Origin of the sequence: Pararhizobium qamdonense (assembly GCF_029277445.1) — a bacterium.
Taxonomy (GTDB): Bacteria; Pseudomonadota; Alphaproteobacteria; order Rhizobiales; family Rhizobiaceae; genus Pararhizobium; species Pararhizobium qamdonense.
This window is the reverse complement of the sequence record NZ_CP119566.1, coordinates 2,339,522-2,365,691: the sequence shown is the minus strand read 5'-3', so window position 1 is coordinate 2,365,691 and position 26,170 is coordinate 2,339,522. Positions and strand designations below refer to the sequence as shown.

The following is a 26,170-nucleotide window of genomic DNA, read 5'->3' as shown; positions in this document are numbered from 1 at the left end:
CTTTGTTTCAGGCGGCGGTAGCAGCCTGGAAGAAGCGGATATAGCCATCCTTCAGGCCCGGCTTGATGCAATCCGTCATCATCAACGCCAGATGAAATATCGAATCGATATTGCGCTCCTGCTCGATCAGTCCGGCGAGATAGACCACCACCTCGTCATAATCTTGAGCATTGGTCCGCACGCTCTTTAAGAATTCCGCCATGGCGAGCCGTCCGTTCATCAACAGCACCTCGCCGCGCTCCGCTGCAGTGAATTGCAGCGAGTGGCGAAGCGCCAGTATGTGGATGTCGAGGAAACGCAGGAGAGCGGCATGTTTTTCGCTGTCCGCAGGCAGTCCCGCCCTCTCATAGAGATCGCTTGAGGCAGCTGCGATGCCGCTTTCCGTTACCCATTTGCCCAGATCGTAGCGATAGATCAGCGACGGATCATGGATCATCCGGCCGCTGGCGATCAGTGCGAAGGACAGGCTCCAGTCGCAATAGCCGCCTTTGGTTGGATGTGCGCGGGTGAAGAACTGGAGCAACGGCACGAACGTGCTCGTCCGGTATATGCTGTAGAATATGCTGTTATTGCCCATCACCTTGCGGGAGAACTCCTGCAACCGTTCGGCAGGATTTGGCGCATCGATCGTATAGCGCTCCGTCTGGCAGACCCCGCCTGCAGCCGTCCAGATCTGAGTTTGCGGGCGAATACCCGCCACGTCCTGCGGCAGCGACGACAAATCGACCGGTGTTTCGCCGGGACTGAAATGGATTTCATCGTCGTCGCCCATCGGCAGCAGGAACGGCGTATCAGCCAGCGACATCGCTTCCAGCCAATTGCCGGACGCATCTGCGCTCTGTGACCAATGATAGACCAGATAGGCCGAACGGTTTTGAAGAAACGCCCGCTTTTCCGGATCACAGGAATTGTCGGACACGATCAGTTTCGCGCCGGTTTTCCCGGCATAGGCGAGCGCGCTCTCGATCGCAGCGCGCGATGTCGTCAGAGGCCGGTTGCTGGGCATGCAGATCGAAAGCTGGGCCACTGGTCTCTCCGTCCCTGAAGACGCCCGGACGCCTTTTCGGCAAAATCCGCCGCTTATGGGACCAGAACATTGCTTCATTAGCACTGCCAAGGATGTGCCAGCCTTGCTTGCCGCGCCCCAATCCAGTTTTGCCCCAGCCTCGGTCCGTAAAGTTCCTCACAATTGACCCGCCGATCACGAGAGAAAGCCAAGAGATGAACGGTACAGCCGCCCCGTTTCCCGCCCGCGATGCCGTTGCCGAAAAGCTGGCGGCTCTTGGCGACAGCGAGAAATCCTATCTGTTGCTGCTGATGGAAAATGCCGCACAGGATGAAAACCTGATCGAAGGCCTGTACCGCCAGCTCGATCTGGCCTCGACCGCGAAATTGCTGAATTCCCTCAAGCTCGAAAAACTCGGCGAATGGCTGGGGTCGAACGCCCCTGCCCGGTTGCAGATCCGGCTGATGGAGGCGGCCAAATCCAGCCAGCATGCGGCCTATCAGGCATTTCGCACAGGCCTGGTGCGTTCCGGCGGACTGGAAAAGGCCTATCCGAAAGCGTGAATGCATGAGGACCATCGGCTGAACGCAAGACGCCTTCCGTTTGACCGGAGGGCGTTTGCCACCATCCAAACCGGCGCCTTACTCTCCGCTGAGGCTTTTGGCGAGCCGCACCAGGTTGAGGAATTCCGCCCGGTAGCCATAGGCATCATCACCCCTTGCGCGGGACGCAAGGTCGAGGATCGAACCATAGGGATAGGCGGATACGGCATCCGTTCCGCGCAGCTTCTGGCCAAAGGCCGCGACCGCGATGGAGAAGCGGATATCCTCGCCCGCCTGCGCAAGCGTAGCCACCGCATTGCTTTCCGTCACCGGCGTGGTGATGAGCTTGCTGGTCTCGCTATCCGGCTGCTTGTAGCGGATTTTCAGGAATGCCAGCTCGCCGGATGGCTGAGTTGCCTGCGCTGGCTCAGACCCATAGCGCAGGTCGTCGTTCAGCACCGCCGGGCTACCCTTCGGCGTGATCTCGTAAACAGCGGTGACGCGATGGCCGGAGCCGATATCGCCGGCATCCACCTTGTCATTGTTGAAATCCTCCCGCTTCAGCGCGCGGGTCTCATAGCCGATCAGCCGGTATTCGGCGATTTGATCGGGGTTGAACTCCACCTGGAATTTGACATCCTTGGCAATCGGGAAGAGCGACGATCCTGCCTCCTCGACCAGCGACTTCTGCGCTTCGGCCAGCGTATCGATATAGGCGGCGGTGCCATTGCCGTTCTGCGCCAGCGTCTGCATCAGCGCGTCGTTGTAGTTTCCCCGGCCAAAGCCGAGCACCGACAGGAAGATGCCGCTCTTGCGCTTGGCCTCGATCGTCGCCTTCAACGCCTCGTCACTCGACGGCCCGACATTGAAATCGCCGTCAGTCGCCAGCATGACCCGGTTGACGCCACCCTCGATGAAAGCCTGCTGGGCCAGATCATAGGCCGCCTCAAGCCCTTGCGCACCGGCCGTCGAGCCGCCCGGCTGCAGCGTGTCGATCGCCGTCAGGATCTTCGCCTTGTCCCTGATCGCTGTCGGCTCAAGCACCGTGCCGGCATTGCCGGCATAGGTAACGATGGAGACGGTATCTTCGGGTTTCAGTTTCTCTACCAGAAGCCGGAACGCGCTTTTCAGGAGCGGCAGCTTGTCCGGCTCGTCCATCGAGCCGGAGACATCGATCAGGAAAACCAGATTGGCACGCGGCGCGGTGGCCGGAGCCACATCATACCCCTTGATCCCCACATGTATCAGCCGCGTCTGCGTATTCCACGGCGTCGGAAGGACTGTAACGGTGGCCTTGAACGGCGCATCCTTGCTGTCTGGACCCGGCCAGTCATAGGGGAAATAATTGATCATCTCCTCGACCCGCACGCTGTCGCGGTCCGGCATCTGCCCGGCCATCAACGACCTGCGCACCAGCGAATAGGACGCCGTGTCAACATCGGCCGAAAAGGTGGAGACCGGATCGGTGGCGACGGATTTGACCGGATTGGTGTCTACCGAAGTAAACCGGTCCCGGTTTTCCTCCGGTTGCGCGAGTGTATCGACCGGTGCGGGTGACCGCATGATGCCGGCACCCGATCCACCGGCCATCGATTGCGTCGCGATCGCAGCCGGTGCCGCAGATTGCTTCCCCAGCGACTGGCGCGCCGCGTCGAATTCGGCCTCCTGCTGTGCAGGCTCGGCTGCCGGGTTGCCGATCATGACTTTAATACCGCCTTTGCGCCGCGCTTCCCGTTCGACCGCCAATTTTTCGGCAACCTGATCAGCCAGGGTGCCGGAAGGCTCGGCTGCCGGCTTGCTCCGCCCAGCGAGCGTCTCTGACGTGGATTCGGTTCGGGGTTTCGCCGGCGCCATTTTCTTTGCGTCAGCCTGTTGTGCCTGAACGCCGGTTGTCGGCTCGACCTGCTGTTCCCCTGTCGCCACCGGCAAACCGTGCCGTGTCAGCTCCAGCGTGAGAAAAGCGGCGGCTGGCACCACAAGAAGCGTGGCAAGGGCCGAACCTGCGAGGAATTTTCTGTTCATGACGGGGCTCCATAGCCTGTTGATCATGGAGCTTCGACGCCGGCCACCCGCATTTCCTTGGGTGGCCTGCGCAGTATTTCCGGCTTCGTCATAGGCAGCACGCGCCAGCGACAGCGCACGGGCGCGTGCCGCCTGCGAAGGTTCCGGCGGGCGCATCTGACCCAGGTTTTTCAGATCGTCGTTCATCACACCGTCTCCCTGCCGAGCAGGATTTTCAAACGCTTGCGGGCCTCATGCACATGCCAGGACACGGTTGCCTCCGAACATCCCATGACATCTCCCGCGCCAGCATGCGACAAACCTTCCCCATAAACGAGCAGCACGGCGTCACCCTGTTTTTCCGGCAATTGCCGCACGGCCGCCCACAGCGCCTCGGCCTGATCGTGGTTATCGTTGGCGGCGTCGCTGGTCGGGTCGGCAAGGTAGTTTGCAGCATTGCGCCGTTCGCGCGACTGGCTTCTCTGGTGGTCGCGCGCCGCATTCACGGTCAGCGTATAAAGCCAGGTGCGAAAACGGCTGGCGCCGCGAAAGGCCCGGATCGCCTGAGCAAGCTTCAGGCACACCGTCTGGGCGATATCCTCGGCATCGACGGCATGACCGGACCAGCGCCAGGCGATGGAATGGACGAAATCATAGTGGCGCTCCACCAGCAGGCCGAAGGCATGCCGGTCGCCGTTCTGCGCCCTTTCGATCAGGTCCTCATCCAAATTCGCCGCCCGGTTCCATTGCAATTAGGTATGAGACGTTCGGTCTTGGCCAATCCTTGGGCCGGATCGAAATTATTTTTGCAAGCCCGGCATTTTTCGCATCACAGCGATGATCGGCCCCATCGGATGGATATTGTCGTAGCGATCGAGTGCCGGTGAAAACAGGCTGGAGATCGACCCATCCAGAAACAGCGCATTGTCGCAACCGAGCCCGTCGCGAAACAGCGTCGCGAAATCATGGAAGCGTACCGGCTGCAGCGACATGGCGAAGATTGCCATGCCGTTCTGATCGACGCCGGCACCATTGCGGATCTGCAGGCTGTCGCTCTGCGGCAGGAACGCCGGATGCAATTGACCGTCGATGACAAGCATCGGTCCGGATTGCGTGGCAAAGTCCGGCTTCACCGCCGCGTCCACATAGGCCTCGGTTTCGAGCACACCGGCCCGGCCCTTTTCCAGGAAGAACACGCCATTGGGTTTTAGATAGAAATTGCCCCAGCTATGTCCCCGGTCGAGCGCCTTGCGCTCGATACCATCCGTCACGAGCAGGCCGACCGATGACAGGTCGCGCTCATACATGCCGCCGTTCATGGCAAATTCCAGGTACTCGCCCTCCTGGCGCAGATCGCGCAGAAGCGGTTCAAAGCCGCCATAAGGCTGGCCATCGCGGCCGCGATGAACGATGCGGATGTGGCTCGCGGCCGGATCGAAGATGCAGACGGCATAGCTCTGCGTCAGGTGCATAACCTCACGGCAGGCGGCCTCGGCTTTCCCGGCGGCAAGTATGGATGCGGTCATGGCCAGTCCGATGCTGACAGCTGCGTACGATAAAGAACCAAACATGCTCACCTCATGTCACACGCATACGATCCTGTCGCGTGACAACAGCGAAATGGAGGCAGACACTCTATAAACCCAGCGCATCCATGTGAAAACGCAGCTGTTGTGCACTGTAGCGATAGGTGCTCCCGGCCGGACAGGCGTTGCGGGCGATGCAGCCGGTCTGCATGCACCCCGCTTGGCCCTCCGGGCTTTTCAGGTGGGTACGGCACGGCATAACCTGGAATCCTGCCGCGAGAATGGCGTTTGCCGGACAGGTTGAAAGGCACGGCTTATCCAGACAGTGGTCGCAGGCATGGCTTTGACTGACGGGAGTTTCCGCCACAAGGTGACGGTCGAAACCGAGAGCGCCGCGATATCCATGCCACAGGCCATAATCGGGATGAATGAGAATGCCGAGCGGTGAAGCCTTCAGCCCTTCCGCCCGCACCGCCCATTGCTGGAACGGCTGAAAGGGCGGATCGGACGGAAAATAAGCGGTGGCACCGAGTTGCCGTGCCACAGGCGTGATCACCGTTTTCGACCAGAGATCCAGCGGGTTGTCCCCGCCGCGATCCGGAAGACCCTCGCGCCAGCGTTCAAAAGCCGGCCAGATCGAACCTCCGATATTTCCGATGAGGACAACGGTTTTGACCGCCTGCCCGTTGGTCAGCACAGGTGCCGGTTCGCCGTCGGCAAACGAGACCGTTCCGCGTAAAAAAACTCCGTGCGGCGCAAGCGCTGCACGGAGTTCGTTCAAGACATCGCTGGATGCCATGGGACCGCTCATTTCGGTTTCGGCCCCTGCCTGTCGTAATGTGGGCGCCAGACTTCCTTTTGGATGAAATCTGCTACCTGCGCCGCTCCGCCTTGCTCCCTGGCTTGTTCGGGCTCTCTTCAAGTGAAGGCGTCGGGCATCGAATCCTTCTTCTTGGCGATGAAATCGAGCAGGGCCTCGTCGATGGCGGCATCGAGCGGCGGACGCTCGTAATGTTCCAGCCAGCTGCGAGCGAGCGCATTGGCGCGTTGCTCGACGCGCTTCTCGCCCTCGATTTCCCACTGTTCAAAGGAATTGTTGTCGGCGAGTGCCGAACGGTAGAAAGCTGTCTGGAAATTGGCCTGCGTATGGGCGCAGCCGAGATAGTGGCTGCCGGGGCCGACTTCGCGGATGGCGTCGAGCGCCTGCGCATCCACGGACAGGTCCACGCCTTCGGCCATCTTCTGCATCATGCCGAGCTGGTCCTGATCGATCATGAACTTTTCATAGGACGAGACCAGACCGCCTTCGAGCCAGCCGGCGGCGTGCAGGACGAAGTTCGTGCCGGCAAGCAGCGTCATGTTCAGCGTGTTGGCCGATTCGTGGGCTGCCTGGGCATCCGGAACCTTCGACCCGCAGAGCGAGCCACCGGTTCTAAACGGCAGGCCAAGGCGGCGGGCAAGCTGGGCTGCGCCATAGGACACCAGCGACGGCTCCGGCGTGCCGAAGGTCGGCGCGCCCGATTGCATGGAAATCGAGGCCGCAAACGTGCCGAACAGCACCGGCGCACCGGGCCGGATCAGCTGCGTGAAGGCGGCACCGGCCAGCACTTCGGCAAGAATCTGCGTCAGCGTTCCCGCAACCGTCACCGGGCTCATGGCGCCGGACAGAATGAACGGCGAGACGACACAGGCCTGATTGTGCCGGGCATAGACCTTCAAGGCACCGACCATCGTCTCGTCGAAAACCATCGGCGAGTTGGCATTGATCAGGTTGAGGGTGACGCAATTGTTTTCGACGAACTCGTCGCCGAACACCAGCTTGGCCATGGCGATCGTGTCTTCGGCGCGTTCCGGCGCCGTCACCGACCCCATGAACGGCTTGTCGGAATATTTGATATGGCTGTAGACCATGTCGAGATGGCGCTTGTTGACCGGGATATCGACCGGCTCGCAGACCGTGCCGCCGGACGAATGCATCGACGGCGCCATATAGGCGAGCTTCACGAAATTGCGGAAATCCTCGATCGTCGCATAGCGGCGCTGGCCTTCGAGATCGCGCACGAAGGGAGGGCCGTAGACCGGTGCGAAGACCGTCGCCTTGCCGCCGATCTGGACGTTGCGCTCAGGGTTGCGCGCATGCCAAGTGAAGGTGGACGGTGCGGTTTTCAACAGCCGACGGCACAGGCCCTTGGGGAAATGCACGCGCTGCCCGCGCACATCGGCTCCGGCCTGTTTCCACAACGCCAGTGCCTCTTCGTCGTCGCGGAACTCGATGCCGATTTCCTCGAGGATAAGGTCGGCATTGGCCTCGATCAGCGCCAGGCCTTCCTCGTCGAGAACCTCGTACTCGCGGATTTTGCGGGTGATGTAGGGAAGCGATGGCGGTGCGCCGCCGCCGGTGCGCGAAGCACGGCGGGCTGCGGCCCCCCGGCCCTCGCCGCGCGAGCGGCGTCCGCCGGTATCTTCCGTTTGCTCGGTCACATCTGCCATGTCTTTGTCCTCTCCCGCGCCTCACCGGCGCACATCTCAAGCCTATGCTACCAAGCCTTCGCATCCGAACGGTTCTCAATGCGCCAACGGGTGGCGCAACTCGAACACGATCGCAGGCGCAACCTGATCCGGCTTCAAGCGCCCAGCAGGTCTTCAGTGCCGATATCATATTTTCTAGCCTCGGCATCAGGCAATAGACTGTTTTGCCCAATGCTGCGAATGGTAAGGCGGAGCGATCGTCCTGCCGTCGTTTTTCATCGTATGCGGCGTCGCTTTCGAAAAGAGCTTTTGCCGCCGGTAAAGCTAAGTATAGTAGCTGCGTCGGGGAGGTTTGAGCCTGACAGCGCCAGGAACCGAGGAAAACCATCATGGCAGACGACGAAATCATTCTCGAGGATCTTTCCGACGACGAACTCGTGCAGCAGATGCACGACGATCTCTATGACGGCATGAAGGAAGAGATCGAGGACGCGACCAACATTCTGTTGAAGCGCGGCTGGGTTCCCTACGACATCCTCACCCAGGCACTGGTCGAAGGCATGCGGATCGTCGGCGTCGATTTCCGCGATGGCATCCTGTTCGTTCCCGAAGTGCTTCTTTCGGCCAATGCCATGAAGGCCGGCATGTTCATCCTGCGCCCGCTTCTCGCCGCCACCGGCGCGCCAAAACAGGGCAAGATGGTCATCGGCACCGTCAAGGGCGACATTCACGACATCGGCAAGAACCTGGTCGGCATGATGATGGAAGGTGCGGGTTTCGACGTCATCGATCTCGGCATCAACAACCCCGTCGAAAACTATCTCGACGCGATCGAGCGCGAAAAGCCGGATATCCTCGGCATGTCCGCCCTTTTGACCACGACCATGCCCTATATGAAGGTCGTGATCGACACGATGAAGGAAAAGGGCATGCGCGACGACTATGTCATCCTGGTCGGCGGCGCACCGCTGAACGAGGAATTCGGCAAGGCTGTCGGCGCCGATGCCTATTGCCGTGACGCGGCTGTTGCCGTCGAAACAGCCAAGGAATTCATGAAGCGCAAGCACAATCAGCTGGCCGGCGCCTGATCAAGCGAATTTGAGCATGCAAAAACCGGCCGCGCTGATGAACAGCGCGGCCGGTTTTCTTATATCGAACCCAACCGTTTAGTTGGCAGCGCGATCGACCTTGCGGCCGGCATCCTGGGTCGCATCCACGGTATTGGCTGCATCAGCACCCATGCCGCGAATGGTATTGCCGCACGAAGCGAGCGTGGTGACGGAAAAAAGCACGAGACCGATTGTGGCGATTGTCTTTGCGGTCATGGGTCGGGTTCCTTATTGTGACGGATAACGTTGGCATGGAAGAAAGATCTTCGGCTATGGAACGCACGAAAACGGAAAAAGTTCACGTCATCGCATGCGGTGCGATTGCCCGTGAAATTTTGGCCGTCTGCGAAGCCAACAAACTCGGCCATATCGACCTCGCCTGTCTTCCCGCCATCTGGCACAACACCCCCGACAAGATCACGCCCGGCATCAAATCCGCTATCGACAAGGCCCGCGCCGAAGGCTTCGGCCGCATCTTCGTCGCCTATGCCGACTGCGGCACCGGCGGCCTGCTCGACAGGCTCTGTGAGGAAGAAAAGGTCGAGCGCATCGCCGGTCCGCACTGTTTTTCCTTTTTCGCCGGCAATGCCGCCTTCGAGGCCGGGTGGGACGAGGATTTCACCTCGTTTTTCCTGACGGATTTCCTGGCCCGCCAATTCGAGGCGTTCGTCATCGAACCGCTCGGCCTCGACCGCCATCCGGAATTGCGCGACATGTATTTCGGCCATTACAAGAAGCTCATCTATCTCTCGCAGGTGGAAGACGAAAAGCTGCAGGAAAAGGCCCGCAAGGCCGCCGGAATGCTGGGGCTTGATTATGAATACCGGTTTACCGGTTACGGCGACCTGACGCCCGCACTTCTGCACGCCTGAACGGCCGGAAACCTTCTGTTAGCCTTGCTCACAATTTTGCTGCAAGCGCTGCATTTGATTTAAGTGCATCGTAACGGCCTGCCGCCAAAGTCGCCCGAACAACCACAAGAATAGGTGACGGGGATGACGGACATTTTCGCAACGGACCTTCCGGCAAGGGCACAGAGCCACCATCCGCAGCAATTGTCCCAGCTCCTGCGCAATCTCTCGCTCAATGCCGGTTCGAAAATCACCTTGCGCGAACTTGCCGCAGCCATGGAAAACCGCTCCTTCGGTGCCTTCCTCGTCGTCTTTGCCCTTCCCAACCTCATCCCGCTGCCGCCGGGCGCCACGTTCATTCTCGGCCTGCCGCTGATTTTCGTCGCCTGGCAGATGTTTGCCTCCCGGCGCAGCCGCATCTGGCTGCCGAAACGCATGGGCGACTATGCCTTTGACAACGCTACGTTCTTCGTCTTCGTCAACCGCATCTCGCCCTGGCTCCAGCGCGCCGAAACGCTGATCAGGCCGCGTGGCTGGTTTTTGGGCAGCCGGCTGGCCGAACGGCTGATCGGATTTCTGGCGCTTGTCCTGGCGGTGGTGATCTTCCTGCCCATTCCCTTCGGCAACTGGTTGCCGGCTTTCGCGCTCTCCGTGATCGGCTTTGCCCATATGGAGCGGGATGGACTGGGACTTGTGGCAGGTGCCCTGATCGGCATCATTTCGCTTGCCGTCGCTGCCAGCGTCATCCTCGCCGCCGGCGCAGTCCTCGCCTTCATGATCTGAGACGGACGGTGATCACCGACATGAGCTCACCCACCAACCGGAAGATCGTCATCGTCACGGCCGGCGGCCGCAATCCGCAGATCCTGATCAATGCGATCGAAAGCCATTTTGGCGATGTGACCGTTCTCTTGGAACAGCCGGAATCAAAAAAGCTCTTTCTCAAGCGCCGCATCCGCAAGCTGGGGCTGATCACAGCCGCCGGTCAGTTTGCGACGATGGTTGCCTCAAGGTTCGGCAAGCGTTTGACCGAGAAGCGCAGCGCGGAAATTCTGGGTGATTACCAGGCCGATGACCGCGAAAATCCTGCCATTCCTGTGATCGCGGTTGGCTCGATCAACACGCCGGAGGCAATCGAACAGATCCGCGCCATCAGCCCGGCGGTCGTCTTTCTCGTCAGCTGCCGCATGCTCTCCGTTACGACGCTGGCAGCCATGCCCTGCCCGGTCATCAATTTCCATGCCGGCATCAATCCCCAATATCGCGGCCTGATGGGCGGATATTGGGCACGCGTTCAAAATGACGAGGCAAATTTCGGTGCGACCATGCACCTGGTCGATGCCGGTGTCGATACCGGCGGCATTCTCTACCAGTCGCGCATGATGCCATCGAAAAACGACACGATGCACACCTATCCGCTGCTGCAGACGGCAGCGTCCACCGGCATTGTCCTCAGCGCCGTCGAAGATGCGCTTTCGGGCAATCTCAAACCTCTGCCGCCAGACGGCAATTCCCGCCAATGGTATCACCCGCCGATCTGGACATGGCTCTGGAATGGCTTCTCACGCGGCATCTGGTAGTTATAGTGCCAACGCCGGGGACAAGTCGCTTTTGAGCATGACGCGCGTCGTGCCAAGGTGAGCCATGACGTGGCAAGATGCGCATTGTCGGGCAAGAGGAGAATTCGGGCATATGGCAGATCGCATTATCGTTTACTGGCGCGATATTCCGGCGCAGGTCATCATCAAGCAGGGCCGCAAGACCGCCAAGCGCGAGCTGACCCTGCGCTTTACCGAAGCCATCGATATGTGCGCCATGCGAACCGGCGCTGCCGACAGCGGCGACTATCTGGCGGAATGGCGCAAGGCCGACCCGACACCGGTCTCCGACGACCTCGAGGCAGAGGCCGACAAAGCCGCAGCCGAGCTGGAAGCGGCCTATGACAGGGAGCGCCTGGTCGCCCTGGTCAAATCCGGCGGCAAAGACAATGGCTGACGCAAAACCCGGCAATGCCGCGCCCGCGAAAAAGGCCGCCACCGGCGCCTATACGCCCGCCAGCGTTTCGCCCAACCGCCGTTCGCGCCGCAGCTATACGATCCGGCTGTGGGCCGTTCGCCATTCGCGGTTCCTCGAATGGTTCTATCACCGCTTTGCCGACGTCTTCCTGCTGCTGCATCCCCTGTGGAAGGCCATCGGCTACAATCGCGTGGAAGCGCCGGTCACCTTCATCGAGCGCAATGTCAAAGGCCTGTTGTTCGACTGTCGCATGTGCGGCCAGTGCGCTCTGTCATCGACCGGCATGTCCTGCCCGATGAACTGCCCCAAGCAGCTGCGCAACGGCCCGTGCGGCGGCGTTCGCGCCAACGGCAATTGCGAGGTCGAGCCTGATATGCCCTGTGTCTGGGTCAAGGCCTGGGAGGGCTCGCGCAACATGGTCAAGGGAGACGCGATCCTGAACGTGCAGAAACCCGTCAATCAGTCGCTGCGCGAAACCTCGTCCTGGCTGCGCGTCACCGCGCAGGCCGCCGAAGCCCGCGAAGCCGCCGCTGCCGCTGCAAAGGACGCCTAAGCATGGCCCATATCGACGAAAATCCGCTTGGCCGCCATCTCCCGCTCGATCCCCTGCCCGGCCATTCCTCGCGCGGCCGGCTGGAGCGTGTTCTGCGCCGCGGCGAATTCGCCGTTACCGCCGAACTCAACCCGCCCGACAGCGCCAACCCGGAAGACGTCTACGAGCGGGCCGCGATCTTCGAGGGCTGGGTCGATGGCATCAATGCGGTCGATGCCTCCGGTGCCAACTGCCATATGTCCTCCGTCGGCATCTGCGCGCTTTTGACCCGCATGGGCTATGCGCCGATCATGCAGATCGCCTGCCGCGACAAGAACCGCATCGCCATCCAGGGCGACGTTCTGGGTGCCGCCGCCATGGGCGTTGCCAATATCATGTGCCTGACCGGCGATGGCGTCCAGGCCGGCGACCAGCCGGGCGCCAAACCTGTCTTCGATCTCGACTGCATGTCGCTGTTGGAGACGGTGCGCGTCATGCGCGACAATTCGAAGTTCCTGTCGGGCCGCAAGCTGACGACACCGCCGCAGGTCTTTCTTGGTGCGGCGATCAACCCCTTCGCGCCGCCCTATGATTTCCGCCCCTACCGGCTCGGCAAGAAGATCGAGGCCGGTGCCCAGTTCGTTCAGAGCCAGTACTGTTTCGACGTGCCGATGTTCCGCGACTACATGAACAAGGTGCGCGATCTCGGCTTCGATGAAAAATGCTTCATCCTCGTCGGCGTCGGCCCGCTGGCATCCGCCAAGACAGCCAACTGGATCCGCAACAACGTGCCGGGCATCCATATTCCGGACGCGATCATCAAGCGGCTGGAAGGCGCGCAGGATCAGAAAAAGGAAGGCAAGCAGCTCTGCATCGACATCATCAACGAGGTGAAGGAGATCAAGGGCGTTTCCGGCGTGCATGTGATGGCCTACCGGCAGGAAGAATATGTCGCCGAGATCGTCCATGAATCCGGCGTCCTCAAAGGCCGCACGCCCTGGACACGCGAAGCCAATCCCGGCGACAGCCGCGTTGCCGAAAGGCTCGACGCGATCCGCGACGGCAAGCAGGAAAACCAAGAGGAAATGGCCGACGTCGCAGCGCACCGGCAGCATTGAATAAAAAGCATCTGTGGTGCGGCCCTCAAGCCCTGCCTTTGACCAACCATCCCGGCGCCGATCAAGCAGCGCTCACCGACCCGAAGGATCAGACATGACCCGCACCATCGTTGCTTCCGCCACCCGCGAAATCATCATCGGCTTCGACCAGCCCTTCTGCGTCATCGGTGAACGGATCAACCCGACCGGCCGCAAGAAACTGGCCGCCGAGATGATCGAAGGCAATTTCGACACGGTGATCAAGGATGCGCTGGAACAGGTGGCGGCGGGCGCCACCATGCTCGACGTCAATGCCGGTGTTACCTCCGTCAATCCGAACGAGACCGAGCCTGCCCTTTTGGTGCGCACGCTCGAAATCGTCCAGGGCCTGGTCGATGTGCCGCTGTCGATCGACAGTTCCGTCTCGGCCGCCATCGAGGCCGCGCTTAAGGTCGCCAAGGGCCGCCCTCTGGTCAACTCGGTGACCGGCGAGGAAGAAAAGCTCGAGGCCATCCTGCCGCTCTGCAAGAAATACGACGTTCCGGTGGTCGCGATTTCCAACGATGAAACCGGTATTTCGATGGATCCGGACGTTCGTTTCGCAGTTGCGAAGAAAATTGTCGAACGGGCCATGGATTATGGTATCAAGCCGCACGACATCGTGGTCGATCCGCTGGTCATGCCGATCGGCGCGCTCGGCGATGCCGGCCGCCAGGTCTTTGCGCTTCTGCACCGTCTGCGCAACGAATTGAAGGTCAACACCACCTGCGGTCTGTCGAACATCTCGTTCGGCCTGCCGCATCGCCACGGCATCAATGCCGGCTTCATCCCCATGGTGATCGGTGCGGGCATGACGTCGGCGATCATGAATCCCTGCCGTCCGCAGGAAATGGAAGCCGTTCGCGCGGCCAATGTCTTGAACGGGACCGACCAGAATTGCGGCACCTGGATCATGACCTATCGCGATCACAATCCGGCAGGTGGCCATGCGGCCCCGGCCGCAGCAGCACCCGGCGCCTCCAGTGGCCGCCGCGGTGGCCGTGCTGGACGTGCCGGAGCAAGGGCTGAAGAGCCAGCCGGTGAAAAGGCGGAATAACCGCCAGAAAAGAGACATGATGTTTTTCAGTGCCGATCTCATCGACGAGTTCGCCAGCCTCTGGTTTCAGGCCCCGATGGTCATATCCTCGCGCATGCAGGATTTCGCGCTTTCGGGCGGGTCCGCGAGCGGCACGGCGGAAGTCAGCCGGATGATCACCGAAAAGCTTTCGGCCGCCACGGAAAGCGTCATGGCCGTCAGCGTCGCGATGGTCAACGAAGGCATGATCGCGGCCACCGCGCTGGCCACCGGGACCTGCGCCGGCCTTGCCGGAGCCTCCGACCGGGTCGCCGTTGCGGCACTGAAACCATATGGCAAGCGGGTCCGCGCCAATGCGCAGCGGCTCAGCGAATAGGCCAAACTGCATAGGATGAACTGACCGTGTCCGCCCAGGAAAACAAAAGCGATCCCCTCGTCCTGTTCATGCCTTCAGGCAAACGCGGACGTTTTCCCATCGGTACGCCGGTGCTCGATGCGGCACGCACGCTCGGCGTCTACGTCGAAAGCGTCTGTGGCGGCCGGGCCACCTGCGGGCGCTGCCAGGTCTCGGTGCAGGAGGGCAATTTCGCCAAGCACAAGATCGTCTCCTCGCTCGATCACATTTCCGCCAAGGGGCCGAAGGAAGAGCGCTACGAGAGCATTCGCGGCCTGCCGGACGGCCGCCGCCTCTCCTGCTCGTCGCAGATCCTCGGCGATCTCGTCATCGATGTGCCGCAGGATACGGTCATCAATGCGCAGGTGGTGCGCAAGGCCGCTACCGACCGGGTGATCGAGCGCAATGCCGCCGTGCAGCTCTGCTATGTCGAGGTCGATGAGCCCGACATGCACAAGCCGCTCGGCGATCTCGACCGGCTGAAGGTGATGCTGGAGAAGGATTGGGGCTGGAAGGATCTGCTGATCGCGCCGCACTTGATTCCGCAGATCCAGGGCATCCTGCGCAAGGGGAACTGGGGCGTGACCGCTGCCATCCACCGCGACATGGACTCCTCGCGCCCCTTCATTGTCGGTCTGTGGCCCGGACTGAAGAACGAAGCTTACGGCGTCGCCTGCGATATCGGCTCGACCACCATTGCCATGCATCTGGTATCGCTGCTCTCGGGCCGCATCGTCGCCTCTTCGGGCACATCCAATCCGCAGATCCGCTTCGGCGAAGACCTGATGAGCCGCGTCTCCTATGTGATGATGAACCCGGATGGCCGGGAAGCCATGACCAAGGCGGTACGCGAAGCCATCAATGTGCTGATCGGCAAAGTCTGCGCCGAGGGCGAGGTCGATCGCCACGACATTCTGGACATGGTCTTCGTTGGCAACCCCATCATGCATCACCTGTTCCTCGGCATCGACCCGACCGAGCTTGGGCAGGCGCCATTTGCGCTCGCCGTTTCCGGCGCGCTGCAATATTGGGCGCATGAGATCGATATCGACGTCAACCGTGGCGCCCGCCTCTACATGCTGCCCTGCATCGCCGGCCATGTCGGCGCCGATGCCGCCGGTGCGACACTTGCCGAAGGTCCTTATCGCCAGGACCGGATGATGCTTCTGGTCGATGTCGGCACAAACGCTGAAATCGTGCTTGGCAACAAGGACCGCGTCGTTGCCGCCTCCTCGCCGACCGGCCCGGCCTTTGAGGGGGCCGAGATTTCCTCCGGCCAGCGGGCGGCCCCCGGCGCCATCGAGCGCGTGCGGATCGATCCGGAAACGCTGGAACCGAAATTCCGCGTCATCGGCGTCGAAAAATGGTCGGATGAAGAGGGTTTTGCGGCGGAAGCCGCGACAGTGGGCGTGACCGGGATCTGCGGCTCGGCGATCATCGAGGTCGTCGCGGAAATGTATCTGAGCGGCATCATCTCCGAAGACGGCGTCGTCGATGGCGGCATGGTGGCAAAAAGCCCGCGCATCCTGCAGAACGGCCGCACCTTCTCCTATCTCCTGCATGATGGCGATCAGCGCATCACGGTAACGCAGAACGACGTGCGCGCCATCCAGCTGGCCAAGGCCGCCCTGTATGCGGGTATCAAGCTCCTGATGGAAAAGCTCGAGATCGAGCATGTCGATACGATCCGCTTTGCCGGCGCCTTCGGCTCCTTCATCGATCCGAAATACGCGATGGTCCTCGGCCTCATCCCGGATTGCGATCTCTCCGAAGTCAAGGCCGTCGGCAATGCGGCCGGAACCGGCGCTCTGATGGCGCTCCTCAACCGCGGCCACCGCCGCGAGATCGAGCAAACTGTCAGCAAAATCGAGAAGATAGAGACGGCACTTGAATCAAAGTTTCAGGAGCATTTCGTCTATGCGATGGCGCTTCCCAACAAGGTCGATACCTTCCCGAAACTCTCGTCTGCCGTCACTTTACCCGAACGCAAGGTGCTCTCGGACGATGGTGGCGAGGGCGGCGGCAGGCGCAGGCGCCGCAGCCGCGAATAGCGGGAAAAAATTGCCGGGCGGAACGGTTCAATCGGCGGGAACCAAATGACAGCAGCGGCGTTTTTGCGTCACTGTGGATCAGATTGTCTCTCAAAAGCCCGCCAAGTCCCCGCGCAGCGCCATGCAGAAGGCGGCCGACGAACTCGTCTACCTGTCAAACCTGGAAGGCGGCATCAGCCGCAAGCCCGGCAAGCGCGCCTTCAACTATTACAGCACCGATGGCCAGCGAATCACGGATCGCGAGGAACTCGACCGGATCGCTGCCCTTGCCATCCCGCCCGCCTATACCGATGTGCTGATCTCGGTCGATCCGAAATCGCATTTGCAGGCAACCGGCCGCGACGCGCGCGGGCGAAAACAATACCGCTACCATCCCGAATGGTCGGCCGAACGGGGCAAGACGAAGTTCGCGCAATTGCCGGATTTTGCCGCGCGTCTGCCGAAGATACGCGAAAAGGTCGATACCGATCTGCGCCTGCGAAAGCCGGGCATGGACAAGGCGCTGGCGACGATCGTCTGGCTGCTCGACAATCTCTACATCCGCGTCGGCAACGCCACCTATGCCGAGGAGAACGGCTCCTACGGTCTGACCACGCTGCGCAACCGGCATGTGAAGATCGAAGGCTCCAGCGTCCACTTCAACTTCAAGGGAAAATCCGGCAAGGAATGGCGCCTCAGTCACAGCGACCGGCGCATCACCAAATCGATCCGGATGCTGCAGGAATTGCCCGGTCAGCAGCTGTTCCAGTATCTCGATGAAGATGGCGGCCGCCACGCGATCCGCTCGCAGGATGTCAACGCCTATATCCGCGAGGCGTCGGGGGCGGATTTTTCCTCACGTCAATTCCGCACCTGGGGCGCAACGCGCATGGCAGCCAAAGCTTTGTCCATGGTTGAACCGGGACCGAGCCAACGGCAGATCACGCGGCAGATCAACGACGTCGTTGATGCGGTCGCGGCAAGACTGGTCAATACCCGCTCCGTCTGCCGCTCGTCCTATATCCATCCGAAAGTCTTTGAGGATTTCGAGAGCGGCGCGCTCGCCGATCTCGCCAAGCTGCGGCCAAGCCGCAGCGAGACATTGACGCGCTGGATGGACGACGATGAAATCCGCGTGCAGCGCTGGCTGAAGAAGAGCGGCGCTTAAGCGCCGCGCTGCCCCGACTTATTGCAGCCCGACGAAGGCGGTGCGTACGTGTTCGGCCACGGCCAGAACCGGCGGCGAGGCATTGTCCACGACCTGCAGGCCAATATTGTAATGGCCGAGTTCCGGCAGCCCTTCCGCCTCGCCCAGCGCCACGAGATCGCCCTGGACGAGATAGCGCGGCAGCGGCGCGATCGCGAGGTCAGCCTGGATGGCGGCGCGCTGGCCGGTCGTATGGGCGCTGAGGAAGGCGACGCGGAACTTGCGGCCGGACTGGGTCAACTGCTCCACCGCATCGGCGCGCCAGACACAGCCATCCTCCCACATCGAGATCGGCAGCGGTTCGCGCGTATGCGCCGTTCCGCACTTGGTGCCGGCCCAGACGAGCCGCTCGGACACCAGGATCTCGCCGCCACCGGTATTTTCGCCGGCCATGCTGTTGAAGATGGCAATGTCCATGCGGTGTTCATCGACACGCTTGCGCATGACGGAACTGGTACCGATGGTCACATCGACCGTGACGTTCGGATAGGATTCCGAAAACCTTTTCAGCACTTCAGGCAGGATACGCTCGCCAATATCCTCCGGCGCGCCGACACGCACGACGCCGTTCATATCGGGCAAAAGGAAGCGCGACACCGCCTCGTTGTTGAGCGCCAGCATGCGCCGCGCGAACCCAAGCAGCACCTCGCCCTTCGGCGTCAGCGAGACCGAGCGGGCATCGCGCAGGAAGAGAACGCAGCCGAGCATCTCCTCAAGCTTCTTGATCTGCATCGAAACCGCCGATGGCGTCCGGTAGACGGTCTCGGCCGCCGTGGTGAAGTTTCCGGTCTCGGCGATGGCGACGAAGGTTTTCAGGATGTCCAGTTCGAGAAGCGGAAGGACATGCCGCAGCATCATGTTCATGGGAGCCTCACGGATCAGATTTATTGAATGACAGCATCACTTCATTTCGTTTGATTGAACCTTAAACAGGCGCGATAGTCAAGTTGCAAACATTAGAGACGTGATGAAAGGAGCCTCCCATGTCCCTGCAACACGACACGACAGAGATGGATAAAAACACTATCCGGGTGCGCGCCGGCGGTTTTGTTTTCTCGATGCGCCAGATGTTTGAACCGTTCATCCAGCAGCTGAGCGAAAGCCACCATGCTTACCAGGTGGCGGAAACCCGCAAGGCAATACGGCGCGAAATCTCCCATCTGCCGTCCAGTCTACAACAGGATCTGGCCTTTTCCGATGGCACGGTAATCCCAATTTTACGCCATTAGAGCGCTTCATCTTTAAACGGAAGCATTCTGCCGGAAGGAATTTCGGCCAGGATCAAGGCGGCCGGTGAAGAGCGCAGCAGAAGCTGCGGTCGAGACGGCCGCCGCCGGTCATGGCCGAAATTCATCCGGCCCTTCGGGTTGGCTGAAAACGGCCGTCCACTGTGTCGGATGGCTTGCGCGATGGGTCGGCATCGCTCTGCGCCATCCTTCGTGTGGAACGGTCGTTTTGAGCCAACAGAATCGCGTCCGTTTAAAAATGAAGCGCTCTAAGCAACCTGCGCGATAACTCCGCTTGGAAACTGTCGCGCAGGCCTCTAAACTCGTTTCCAGCGGCACGATAGCCGCTGGCTGCGAATGAGGGAGGAGCTGTTCGTCCGTGAAATACCGCCTGCTTGCCGCCCTGTGTCTAGCGCCGCTTCTGCTGTTTGCCGTGGTTTTCCAGGGCGGCGCTTTTGCGACGCGCAGCTATATGGACGAGGCATCACTGCAAGCAAGCTCGGCACTGCGCCTGGCCGTCTCTGCATTGAGCGGACATCTCAGCCGCTACGAGCCGTTGCCGGCCCTCATTGCCGAACATGACGACATCAAGGACCTGATCAGCCATCCCGGCGACAAGGCCTTGCGCGATGCGGCCAATATCTATCTCAAAGAGATCAACAGCCTGCTGGAATCCGCCGATGTCTACGTCCTGACCCTCGACGGAAATACCATTGCCGCCAGCAACTATGAGAGCAAGACAAGCTTCATCGGCGAAAATTTCAGCTACCGCCCCTATTTCCAGGAGGCCGCCAGGGGAATGCAATCGCGTTTTTATGCGCGCGGCACGACCTCATTCGTTCGCGGCTATTATTTCTCGTCACCGATCCGCGTCGATGGCCAGATCCGCGGCGTCATCGTCTTCAAGGTCGATATTGATTCGATCGAAAACTCCTGGCGCGGCGGCGAATACAAGCTCTTCGTCTCCGACCCGGAAGGCATCGTCTTCATGACGGGCAGCCCGGAATGGCTCTATTCCAGCACCCTGCCTCTCAACAGCGCCCGCCTGCAAAGGACGCAGGCCTCGCGGCGCTACGCCGAAGCGGAACTGAAACCCTTGCCGATCACCCGCAGCAGGCTGGGCGATCACACGCTGATGACCATGACCACCGCCGACCGCCGCGAATATCTCGTCCTGTCGCAATATATGCCTGAGGCCGACTGGACCGTGAATGTGCTGATGGACACCGCCTCCGTCCGCGCGCAGGCCCGCACCACCATCATCGCCATCGTGCTTTTCCTCTGCCTTGCCGGACTTGCGCTGGCAATCGTCCTGCAGCGCCGTGCCCGCCTTGCCGAGCGGATGCGCATGCAGACGGAAGCGCGAAACGAGCTGGAACATCGGGTCGAGGAGCGCACGGCCGACCTTGCCCTCGTCAATCAGCGCATCGAGGAAGAGATCGCCGAGCGGCGCCTGACCGAGCTTGAGCTGCGCAAGACCCAGGCCGACCTGATCCAGGCCGGCAAGCTGGCCGGATTGGGACAAATGTCCGCCGCCCTCTCCCACGAACTCAACCAGCCGCTTGCCGCCGCCAAGACCTATGCCGACAGCGCGGCGATGCTGATCGATCTGGAGCGCGTGCCGGAGGCGCGCGATAATGTCCGCCGCATTTCCGGGCTGATCGACCGCATGGCCTCGATCAGCCGCCACCTGCGCAATTTTGCCCGCAAGCCGAATGAAAAGCTCGGCCCCGTGGCGCTGGATGCCGTCATCGCCGATACGCTGGAGATCGTCTCCGCCCGCCTGAAGACTGCCGACGCCGATTTGCTGATCGCACTTGGCAACGATGCCGTCATGGTCCATGCGGGTTTCGTCCGGCTGCAGCAGGTTCTGGTCAACATCATCACCAATGCGGCGGATGCGGTCGAAGGGCTCGCCGACCGGCGCATCCACGTCGGTGCGGAACGTCTGGGAGACAAGATCATCCTGACGATCAGGGATCATGGACCGGGCGTGCCGGCCGCGATTACAGAGCGCATCTTCGATCCGTTCTACACCACCAAGGGCGTCGGCAAGGGCCTGGGGCTTGGCCTTTCCATTTCCTATAATATCGTCAAGGATTTCGGTGGCAGCCTTTCCGTCACCGATCATCCGGACGGCGGCGCTGTCTTCCGCATCGAGCTTGAGGCTGCGGCCGCCGCCAGGGAGGCTGCCGAGTGAGTGACGCGCGCGTGCTTCTGGTCGATGATGAGGAGGACATGCGCCGCTCCACCGCGCAGGCGCTCGGCCTGTTCGGCCTGGATGTCGATACGTTTTCCAGCGCCGAGGACGTGCTGGAGCTGATCGGCTACAGTTTTTCCGGCGTCGTCATCAGCGATATCCGCATGCCCGGCATGGATGGCATGACGCTTTTGCAGCGCATCCGCGAAATGGATGCCGAAATCCCGGTCATTCTGGTGACGGGCCACGGTGACGTGCAACTGGCCGTCAAGGCGATGCGCGAGGGTGTCTATGATTTCCTTGAAAAGCCGTTCACCGCCCAGCATCTGGCAGCCATTGCCCGCCGGGCGCTCGACCGCCGCAGCCTGGTCCTTGAAAATCGGCGGCTGCGGGCCGTTGCCGGCAAGCGGGACGATATCGAGGCACGGCTGCCCGGCCGGACACAGGCCATGGTCGAGCTGCGCTACCGGTTGCGCGCCATCGGCGCGACCGATGCGGACACGCTGATCATCGGCGAAACCGGCGTCGGCAAGGAGGTCGTTGCCCGGGCTTTGCACGATATCAGCGCGCGCGCCGACCGGCCGCTGATCGCCATCAATTGCGCCGCCCTGCCGGAAAACCTGATCGAAAGCGAGCTGTTCGGCCACGAGGCCGGCGCCTTTCCGGGGGCGCTCCGGCCGCGCTACGGCAAGTTCGAACATGGCCGCGGTGGCACCATCCTGCTGGACGAGATCGGCTCCCTGCCCTTCGACCTGCAGGCGAAGTTCCTGCGGGTCCTGCAGGACCGGGTCATCACCCGGCTTGGGTCGAACGAGATCGTGCCGCTCGACGTGCGTTTCGTCGCCACCAGCAAGGTCAACCTCGAGGCGGAAGTCGCCGCCGGCCGGTTCCGCGCCGATCTTCTCTACCGCCTAAATGTCGCGACGCTGCATGTGCCGGCCTTGGCGCAGCGGAAGGCCGATATTCCACTGCTCTTCCTGCAGCTGGTCCGGGAGGCTGCCGCCCGCTACGTGCGCAACGATATCGATGTGGCGCCGAGCCTGATCACCGAGATTGCCGAGCGCGCCTGGCCGGGCAATGTCCGCGAGCTGCGCAATGCCGCCGACCGCCTGGTGCTTGGCCTCGACCTCAAGCCGGACGAGGCACAGGCATCGCCGGAAAAACAGCGGCTGGCCGACAAGGTCGCCGACTATGAGCGCGGCATCATCGCCAGCGCGCTTGCCGCCCATGGCGGCGCGCTCAGGCCCGTTTACGAGCTTCTGGGCATCTCCAGAAAGACGCTTTACGAGAAGATGCAGAAATACGGTCTCGATAAAAAAATCTCAGTTCTGGATGACGACTACGCACGCTGACCGTGCGATGGGTGGAAATCCACCCATGCTTTTATGCATATGTTCCCGATCTTACCCATGCTGCGCCGCAACATCCGCGATATTGTCGGAATATCTTCGCTGAAAGGTTGCCGCTTTGGTGTCCTCAGCCACAAATGGCCCATCCAGAATCGGCGCGGGAGGAGCTGCGCCAGCTGGCAACATTTTCATCCGGGAGGACTTTGATGAAAACCCTGACAGCCATTTTCGGTATGACGGCGCTTGCTGCCGTTTCCCTCGTTTCCCTTTCCGCCAGCGCCCAGACCTATCCGGACCGCACGATCACCATGGTCGTCCCGTTCTCGGCCGGTGGCCCGACCGATACGGTTGCGCGCCTTGTGGCCGAATCCATGTCCAAGGATCTCGGCCAGCAAATCGTCGTCGAAAATGTCGGCGGCGCCGGTGGTTCGCTCGGCGCCGGCCGCGTGGCCCAGGCCGATCCGGACGGTTACACGGTTCTGCTCCATCATATCGGCATGGCAACCAGCGCCACGCTCTACCGCAAGCTTGCCTATGACACGCTGAACGCCTTCGACTATGTCGGCCTCGTCACCGATGTGCCGATGACGATCGTCGCCCGCAAGGATTTCGAGCCGGCTGACCTGAAGAGCCTGATCGAATACGTCAAGGCCAACAAGGACACGGTCACCGTGGCCAATGCCGGTATCGGCGCTGCCTCGCATCTGTGCGGCATGATGCTGATGAGCGCCATCGACACGCCGCTCGTCACCGTTCCCTACAAGGGCACCGGTCCGGCCATGACCGACCTTCTCGGCGGCCAGGTCGATATCATGTGCGACCAGACCACCAACACCACCAAGCAGATCCTTGGCGGCACCATCAAGGCCTATGCCGTCACCTCGCCGGAACGCCTGCCGGTCCTGCCCGACGTGCCGACTGCGGCCGAAGGCGGCCTTGCTGATTTCCAGGTCGGCATCTGGCACGGGGTCTACGCGCCGAAGGGCACCCCGGCAGAGGCCACAGAGCGCCTGTCGAAGGCCCTTCAGGTTGCCCTGAAGGATCCGAACGTGGTTGCCCGCTTCGCCGAGCTCGGCACGGTTCCATCGCCGGAAGCGGATGCAACGCCGGCCGCACTGAAGACCAAGCTGGAAACCGAGATCGCCCGCTGGAAGCCGGTGATCGAAGCTGCCGGCCAATACGCCGACTGATTATTACCACGATAAGGCCAATGCCCTCCCGCCTTCCTCTTTCCCAAAAGAGGAAGGCGTCTGCCCAACATCTGTTCAACCGTAATGCGGAGGGGATGGCGGTCAGAAAAAAGCGGGCTGAATAAAGGAGGTACCATGAAATCCTTATCCTTCGACACCACCAATGCGCTGTGCGGCGGGCTCTTCATCGCGCTCGGCGGTTTTTTCATCTATCAGAGCCTCAACCTTGAGCTGGGCACGGCATTCCGGATGGGACCCGGTTTCTTCCCGCTGTTCCTGGCAGGCATCCTGGTGCTGCTCGGCGTCGTCATCGTCATTCAGTCCACCCAGATCGAAGGCGAACCGCTCGGACCTGTCGCCTGGCGCGGCCTGCTGTTCATCCTGCCGGCGCCGATCTTTTTCGGACTGACCGTGCGCGGTCTCGGCTTCGTGCCGTCGCTGTTCTTCACCGCCCTGATCGCCTGTTTCGCCTCGCAGCGCATGAAGCCGCTGACGGCGCTGGCGCTCTCCCTGGCGCTGACGATCTTTTCGGTCGGCGTGTTCAGCTACGCACTCGGCCTGCCCTTCCAGCGCTTCGGCCCCTGGGTCAGATTCTAGGACATCACGATGGATCTTTTCAGCAATCTCGCCCTCGGCTTCACCACTGCCGGCTCGCCGGAAAACCTTCTCTTCTGCCTGATCGGCGTGCTGCTTGGCACCCTGATCGGCGTGCTGCCCGGCATCGGCGCCACCGCGACCATCGCCATGCTCCTGCCGATCACCTTCCAGCTTGAGCCCGTCTCCTCGCTGATCATGCTGGCCGGCATCTATTACGGCGCACAATATGGCGGGTCGACCACCGCCATCCTGATCAACATGCCCGGCGAATCCTCCTCCGCCGTCACCGCCATCGACGGCTACCAGATGGCCCGCAAAGGCCGCGCCGGTGCTGCCCTGTCGATCGCAGCGCTCGGGTCGTTCTTTGCCGGTACTGTTTCGACCTTCCTGGTGGCGATCTTTGCCCTGCCCCTGACAGCAATCGCCCTTCAGTTCGGCGCGGCGGAATATTTCTCGCTGATGATCGTCGGCCTCGTGTCCTCGATCGCGCTTGCCCACGGCTCTATCGTCAAGGCGCTGGCGATGGTGGCACTCGGGCTTCTGCTCGGTCTCGTCGGCACCGATATCTATACCGGAGCCCCGCGCTTCACGCTCGGCATCCGGGAATATGCGGATGGTTTGAACTTCGTCGCCGTTGCCGTCGGCGTCTTCGGCGTCGCTGAAATCCTGCGAAACCTTGAGGGTGAAAAGACCCGGACCGTGCTGATGGCCAAGGTCAGCGGCCTGTTGCCGACCCGTGACGACTTCAAGCAGATGTTTGCACCGGTCATTCGTGGCACGATCATCGGCTCGGCGCTCGGCATCCTGCCGGGCGGCGGCGCGATCCTGGCGGCCTTTGCCTCCTACACGGTCGAAAAGCGCGTATCCAAGCATCCGGAAGAATTCGGCCATGGCGCCATTGCAGGCGTCGCGGGTCCGGAATCGGCCAACAATGCCGGTGCCCAGACATCGTTCATTCCGCTTCTGACGCTCGGCATTCCTGCCAACCCGGTGATGGCGCTGATGGTCGGCGCGATGATCATCCAGGGCATCGTGCCCGGCCCGAATGTCGCCGTCGAACAGCCCGCGCTGTTTTGGGGCATCATCGCCTCGATGTGGATCGGCAACCTGATGCTGGTCGTCCTCAACCTGCCGCTGATCGGGCTGTGGGTGAAGCTGCTGACGATCCCCTATTACGTGCTCTTCCCGATCATCATGGCCTTCTGCTCGATCGGGGTCTACAGCGTCAATTCCAACGTCTACGACCTCTATGCCGTCGCCTTTTTCGGTCTTGCCGGATATGCGCTGGTCAAGCTGCGCTGCGAGCCCGCACCGCTCCTGCTCGGCTTCGTGCTCGGACCGTTGCTGGAAGAAAACCTGCGGCGCGCCATGATCCTGTCGCGCGGCGATGCCACCACCTTCGTCACCCGGCCGATCAGTGCCATCCTGCTCCTGATCGCGCTTGCCGTCCTTGCCGTGGTCTTCCTCCCATCCGTCAAGGCCAAGCGCGAAGCGGTGTTCCAGGAAGAGGATTGATCCCCAGCCTTAACAGGCGCCGGAATGACGTTGCGACGATCGCCGGCAGGCTCCCCTGCCGGCGATCCCGCAGAGAGACCGTGCCGAAACGAACAAAGGCCCGTAACGAACAAAGGCCGGTCTCTCGACCAGCCCTTCAAAAAGTCCCGACGATATCCATCATCAGCTATCGGTGTTTAACGGCCACCTGCTCGTTACCGCATAATCAATTAAGGCAAAAATCATGCAGCTTATTTAA

The 26,170-nt window shown here is 61.4% G+C and carries 26 protein-coding genes; 18 read left to right on the top strand and 8 right to left on the bottom strand.

The genetic code is table 11. The annotated features are described in order from the left end of the window. Positions 1 to 7: 7 nt before the first annotated feature. Positions 8 to 1,027, bottom strand: coding sequence for a glycosyltransferase family protein (locus PYR65_RS11380; RefSeq protein WP_276118059.1), 1,020 nt, complete (start codon positions 1,025 to 1,027; stop codon positions 8 to 10). A 194-nt stretch (positions 1,028 to 1,221) separates the two neighbouring features. On the opposite strand from PYR65_RS11380, the gene PYR65_RS11375 reads away from it, so the two are divergent. Beyond that, positions 1,222 to 1,569, top strand: a complete 348-nt coding sequence (locus PYR65_RS11375) for a hypothetical protein (protein ID WP_276118058.1) — start codon at positions 1,222 to 1,224, stop codon at positions 1,567 to 1,569. 78 nt (positions 1,570 to 1,647) lie between these two features. Here the strand turns inward: PYR65_RS11375 and PYR65_RS11370 are convergent, their stop codons facing one another. From PYR65_RS11370 to PYR65_RS11350, 5 genes are all read right to left on the bottom strand, one after another. Continuing rightward, entirely contained in the window at positions 1,648 to 3,756 is a 2,109-nt protein-coding gene (locus PYR65_RS11370; protein WP_276118057.1) for a vWA domain-containing protein, read from the bottom strand. Beyond that, positions 3,756 to 4,277, bottom strand: a complete 522-nt coding sequence (locus PYR65_RS11365) for an RNA polymerase sigma factor (RefSeq protein ID WP_276118056.1) — start codon at positions 4,275 to 4,277, stop codon at positions 3,756 to 3,758. The genes PYR65_RS11370 and PYR65_RS11365 overlap by 1 nt, the downstream gene beginning before the upstream one ends. 72 nt (positions 4,278 to 4,349) lie before the next feature. Beyond that, positions 4,350 to 5,075, bottom strand: coding sequence for a phosphodiester glycosidase family protein (locus PYR65_RS11360; RefSeq protein WP_276118055.1), 726 nt, complete (start codon positions 5,073 to 5,075; stop codon positions 4,350 to 4,352). Positions 5,076 to 5,184: 109 nt separating this feature from the next. Then, complete coding sequence (locus PYR65_RS11355) at positions 5,185 to 5,886, bottom strand: ferredoxin (protein ID WP_276118054.1); 702 nt, start codon at positions 5,884 to 5,886, stop codon at positions 5,185 to 5,187. A gap of 107 nt (positions 5,887 to 5,993) precedes the next feature. Further along, the gene (locus PYR65_RS11350; protein ID WP_276118053.1) at positions 5,994 to 7,565 is read right to left on the bottom strand and encodes a trimethylamine methyltransferase family protein; all 1,572 of its coding nucleotides are present in this window, start codon (positions 7,563 to 7,565) and stop codon (positions 5,994 to 5,996) included. Between the two features lie 368 nt (positions 7,566 to 7,933). Between PYR65_RS11350 and PYR65_RS11345 the strand changes: the two genes are divergently transcribed. Next, a complete protein-coding gene (locus PYR65_RS11345; protein ID WP_060640438.1) occupies positions 7,934 to 8,632 on the top strand; it encodes a corrinoid protein in 699 nt (232 codons plus the stop codon). A gap of 78 nt (positions 8,633 to 8,710) precedes the next feature. Here the strand turns inward: PYR65_RS11345 and PYR65_RS11340 are convergent, their stop codons facing one another. Beyond that, positions 8,711 to 8,869, bottom strand: a complete 159-nt coding sequence (locus PYR65_RS11340; RefSeq protein WP_060640439.1) for an entericidin domain-containing protein — start codon at positions 8,867 to 8,869, stop codon at positions 8,711 to 8,713. 35 nt (positions 8,870 to 8,904) lie between these two features. Here PYR65_RS11340 and PYR65_RS11335 point away from each other — a divergent pair, with 35 nt between their 5' ends. The 10 genes from PYR65_RS11335 to PYR65_RS11290 all read left to right on the top strand — a co-directional run bounded on the left by PYR65_RS11335 (position 8,905) and on the right by PYR65_RS11290 (position 17,816). After that, positions 8,905 to 9,525: a DUF1638 domain-containing protein gene (locus PYR65_RS11335; protein WP_060640440.1), complete on the top strand. Its 621-nt coding sequence runs from the start codon at positions 8,905 to 8,907 to the stop codon at positions 9,523 to 9,525. Between the two features lie 123 nt (positions 9,526 to 9,648). Then, positions 9,649 to 10,287: an exopolysaccharide biosynthesis protein gene (locus PYR65_RS11330; RefSeq protein WP_276118052.1), complete on the top strand. Its 639-nt coding sequence runs from the start codon at positions 9,649 to 9,651 to the stop codon at positions 10,285 to 10,287. A gap of 20 nt (positions 10,288 to 10,307) precedes the next feature. After that, positions 10,308 to 11,084, top strand: coding sequence for a formyl transferase (locus PYR65_RS11325; RefSeq protein ID WP_276118051.1), 777 nt, complete (start codon positions 10,308 to 10,310; stop codon positions 11,082 to 11,084). Positions 11,085 to 11,196: 112 nt separating this feature from the next. Beyond that, positions 11,197 to 11,499, top strand: a complete 303-nt coding sequence (locus PYR65_RS11320) for a virulence factor (RefSeq protein ID WP_060640442.1) — start codon at positions 11,197 to 11,199, stop codon at positions 11,497 to 11,499. Next, a complete protein-coding gene (locus PYR65_RS11315; RefSeq protein WP_060640443.1) occupies positions 11,492 to 12,073 on the top strand; it encodes a methylenetetrahydrofolate reductase C-terminal domain-containing protein in 582 nt (193 codons plus the stop codon). Before PYR65_RS11320 ends, PYR65_RS11315 begins: the two co-directional genes overlap by 8 nt. A gap of 2 nt (positions 12,074 to 12,075) precedes the next feature. Continuing rightward, positions 12,076 to 13,170, top strand: a complete 1,095-nt coding sequence (locus tag PYR65_RS11310; RefSeq protein WP_276118049.1) for a methylenetetrahydrofolate reductase — start codon at positions 12,076 to 12,078, stop codon at positions 13,168 to 13,170. A gap of 94 nt (positions 13,171 to 13,264) precedes the next feature. Continuing rightward, complete coding sequence (locus tag PYR65_RS11305; protein ID WP_060640445.1) at positions 13,265 to 14,245, top strand: methyltetrahydrofolate cobalamin methyltransferase; 981 nt, start codon at positions 13,265 to 13,267, stop codon at positions 14,243 to 14,245. Between the two features lie 16 nt (positions 14,246 to 14,261). Beyond that, a complete protein-coding gene (locus PYR65_RS11300; RefSeq protein ID WP_244490247.1) occupies positions 14,262 to 14,600 on the top strand; it encodes a hypothetical protein in 339 nt (112 codons plus the stop codon). Between the two features lie 68 nt (positions 14,601 to 14,668). After that, complete coding sequence (locus tag PYR65_RS11295) at positions 14,669 to 16,669, top strand: ASKHA domain-containing protein (RefSeq protein WP_276121039.1); 2,001 nt, start codon at positions 14,669 to 14,671, stop codon at positions 16,667 to 16,669. Positions 16,670 to 16,790: 121 nt separating this feature from the next. Then, positions 16,791 to 17,816: a DNA topoisomerase IB gene (locus PYR65_RS11290; protein WP_276121038.1), complete on the top strand. Its 1,026-nt coding sequence runs from the start codon at positions 16,791 to 16,793 to the stop codon at positions 17,814 to 17,816. 18 nt (positions 17,817 to 17,834) lie between these two features. Here the strand turns inward: PYR65_RS11290 and PYR65_RS11285 are convergent, their stop codons facing one another. Continuing rightward, complete coding sequence (locus PYR65_RS11285; protein WP_276118048.1) at positions 17,835 to 18,719, bottom strand: LysR substrate-binding domain-containing protein; 885 nt, start codon at positions 18,717 to 18,719, stop codon at positions 17,835 to 17,837. A gap of 119 nt (positions 18,720 to 18,838) precedes the next feature. On the opposite strand from PYR65_RS11285, the gene PYR65_RS11280 reads away from it, so the two are divergent. From PYR65_RS11280 to PYR65_RS11255, 6 genes are all read left to right on the top strand, one after another. Next, the gene (locus PYR65_RS11280) at positions 18,839 to 19,084 is read left to right on the top strand and encodes a hypothetical protein (RefSeq protein WP_276118047.1); all 246 of its coding nucleotides are present in this window, start codon (positions 18,839 to 18,841) and stop codon (positions 19,082 to 19,084) included. Positions 19,085 to 19,460: 376 nt separating this feature from the next. Continuing rightward, positions 19,461 to 21,281 (top strand): sensor histidine kinase, encoded by a 1,821-nt coding sequence (locus PYR65_RS11275; protein WP_328518488.1) that lies wholly within the window; start codon positions 19,461 to 19,463, stop codon positions 21,279 to 21,281. Continuing rightward, entirely contained in the window at positions 21,278 to 22,633 is a 1,356-nt protein-coding gene (locus tag PYR65_RS11270) for a sigma-54-dependent transcriptional regulator (protein WP_060640449.1), read from the top strand. The genes PYR65_RS11275 and PYR65_RS11270 overlap by 4 nt, the downstream gene beginning before the upstream one ends. Before the next feature lie 203 nt (positions 22,634 to 22,836). After that, positions 22,837 to 23,820: a tripartite tricarboxylate transporter substrate-binding protein gene (locus PYR65_RS11265; RefSeq protein WP_060640450.1), complete on the top strand. Its 984-nt coding sequence runs from the start codon at positions 22,837 to 22,839 to the stop codon at positions 23,818 to 23,820. 135 nt (positions 23,821 to 23,955) lie between these two features. Continuing rightward, positions 23,956 to 24,417 (top strand): tripartite tricarboxylate transporter TctB family protein, encoded by a 462-nt coding sequence (locus PYR65_RS11260; RefSeq protein ID WP_060640451.1) that lies wholly within the window; start codon positions 23,956 to 23,958, stop codon positions 24,415 to 24,417. A 9-nt stretch (positions 24,418 to 24,426) separates the two neighbouring features. Next, positions 24,427 to 25,932, top strand: coding sequence for a tripartite tricarboxylate transporter permease (locus PYR65_RS11255; RefSeq protein WP_060640452.1), 1,506 nt, complete (start codon positions 24,427 to 24,429; stop codon positions 25,930 to 25,932). Positions 25,933 to 26,170 lie beyond the last annotated feature (238 nt).

Excerpts from the sequence above, each read along its gene's own strand:
- PYR65_RS11375 (WP_276118058.1), top strand. The coding sequence starts at position 1,222 with ATGAACGGTACAGCCGCCCCGTTTCCCGCCCGCGATGCCGTTGCCGAA.
- PYR65_RS11370 (WP_276118057.1), bottom strand. The coding sequence starts at position 3,756 with ATGAACGACGATCTGAAAAACCTGGGTCAGATGCGCCCGCCGGAACCT.
- PYR65_RS11360 (WP_276118055.1), bottom strand. The coding sequence starts at position 5,075 with ATGACCGCATCCATACTTGCCGCCGGGAAAGCCGAGGCCGCCTGCCGT.
- PYR65_RS11355 (WP_276118054.1), bottom strand. The coding sequence starts at position 5,886 with ATGAGCGGTCCCATGGCATCCAGCGATGTCTTGAACGAACTCCGTGCA.
- PYR65_RS11350 (WP_276118053.1), bottom strand. The coding sequence starts at position 7,565 with ATGGCAGATGTGACCGAGCAAACGGAAGATACCGGCGGACGCCGCTCG.
- PYR65_RS11345 (WP_060640438.1), top strand. The coding sequence starts at position 7,934 with ATGGCAGACGACGAAATCATTCTCGAGGATCTTTCCGACGACGAACTC.
- PYR65_RS11340 (WP_060640439.1), bottom strand. The coding sequence starts at position 8,869 with ATGACCGCAAAGACAATCGCCACAATCGGTCTCGTGCTTTTTTCCGTC.
- PYR65_RS11335 (WP_060640440.1), top strand. The coding sequence starts at position 8,905 with ATGGAAGAAAGATCTTCGGCTATGGAACGCACGAAAACGGAAAAAGTT.
- PYR65_RS11330 (WP_276118052.1), top strand. The coding sequence starts at position 9,649 with ATGACGGACATTTTCGCAACGGACCTTCCGGCAAGGGCACAGAGCCAC.
- PYR65_RS11325 (WP_276118051.1), top strand. The coding sequence starts at position 10,308 with ATGAGCTCACCCACCAACCGGAAGATCGTCATCGTCACGGCCGGCGGC.
- PYR65_RS11320 (WP_060640442.1), top strand. The coding sequence starts at position 11,197 with ATGGCAGATCGCATTATCGTTTACTGGCGCGATATTCCGGCGCAGGTC.
- PYR65_RS11315 (WP_060640443.1), top strand. The coding sequence starts at position 11,492 with ATGGCTGACGCAAAACCCGGCAATGCCGCGCCCGCGAAAAAGGCCGCC.
- PYR65_RS11310 (WP_276118049.1), top strand. The coding sequence starts at position 12,076 with ATGGCCCATATCGACGAAAATCCGCTTGGCCGCCATCTCCCGCTCGAT.
- PYR65_RS11305 (WP_060640445.1), top strand. The coding sequence starts at position 13,265 with ATGACCCGCACCATCGTTGCTTCCGCCACCCGCGAAATCATCATCGGC.
- PYR65_RS11300 (WP_244490247.1), top strand. The coding sequence starts at position 14,262 with ATGATGTTTTTCAGTGCCGATCTCATCGACGAGTTCGCCAGCCTCTGG.
- PYR65_RS11295 (WP_276121039.1), top strand. The coding sequence starts at position 14,669 with ATGCCTTCAGGCAAACGCGGACGTTTTCCCATCGGTACGCCGGTGCTC.
- PYR65_RS11290 (WP_276121038.1), top strand. The coding sequence starts at position 16,791 with ATGCAGAAGGCGGCCGACGAACTCGTCTACCTGTCAAACCTGGAAGGC.
- PYR65_RS11285 (WP_276118048.1), bottom strand. The coding sequence starts at position 18,719 with ATGAACATGATGCTGCGGCATGTCCTTCCGCTTCTCGAACTGGACATC.
- PYR65_RS11280 (WP_276118047.1), top strand. The coding sequence starts at position 18,839 with ATGTCCCTGCAACACGACACGACAGAGATGGATAAAAACACTATCCGG.
- PYR65_RS11265 (WP_060640450.1), top strand. The coding sequence starts at position 22,837 with ATGAAAACCCTGACAGCCATTTTCGGTATGACGGCGCTTGCTGCCGTT.
- PYR65_RS11260 (WP_060640451.1), top strand. The coding sequence starts at position 23,956 with ATGAAATCCTTATCCTTCGACACCACCAATGCGCTGTGCGGCGGGCTC.
- PYR65_RS11255 (WP_060640452.1), top strand. The coding sequence starts at position 24,427 with ATGGATCTTTTCAGCAATCTCGCCCTCGGCTTCACCACTGCCGGCTCG.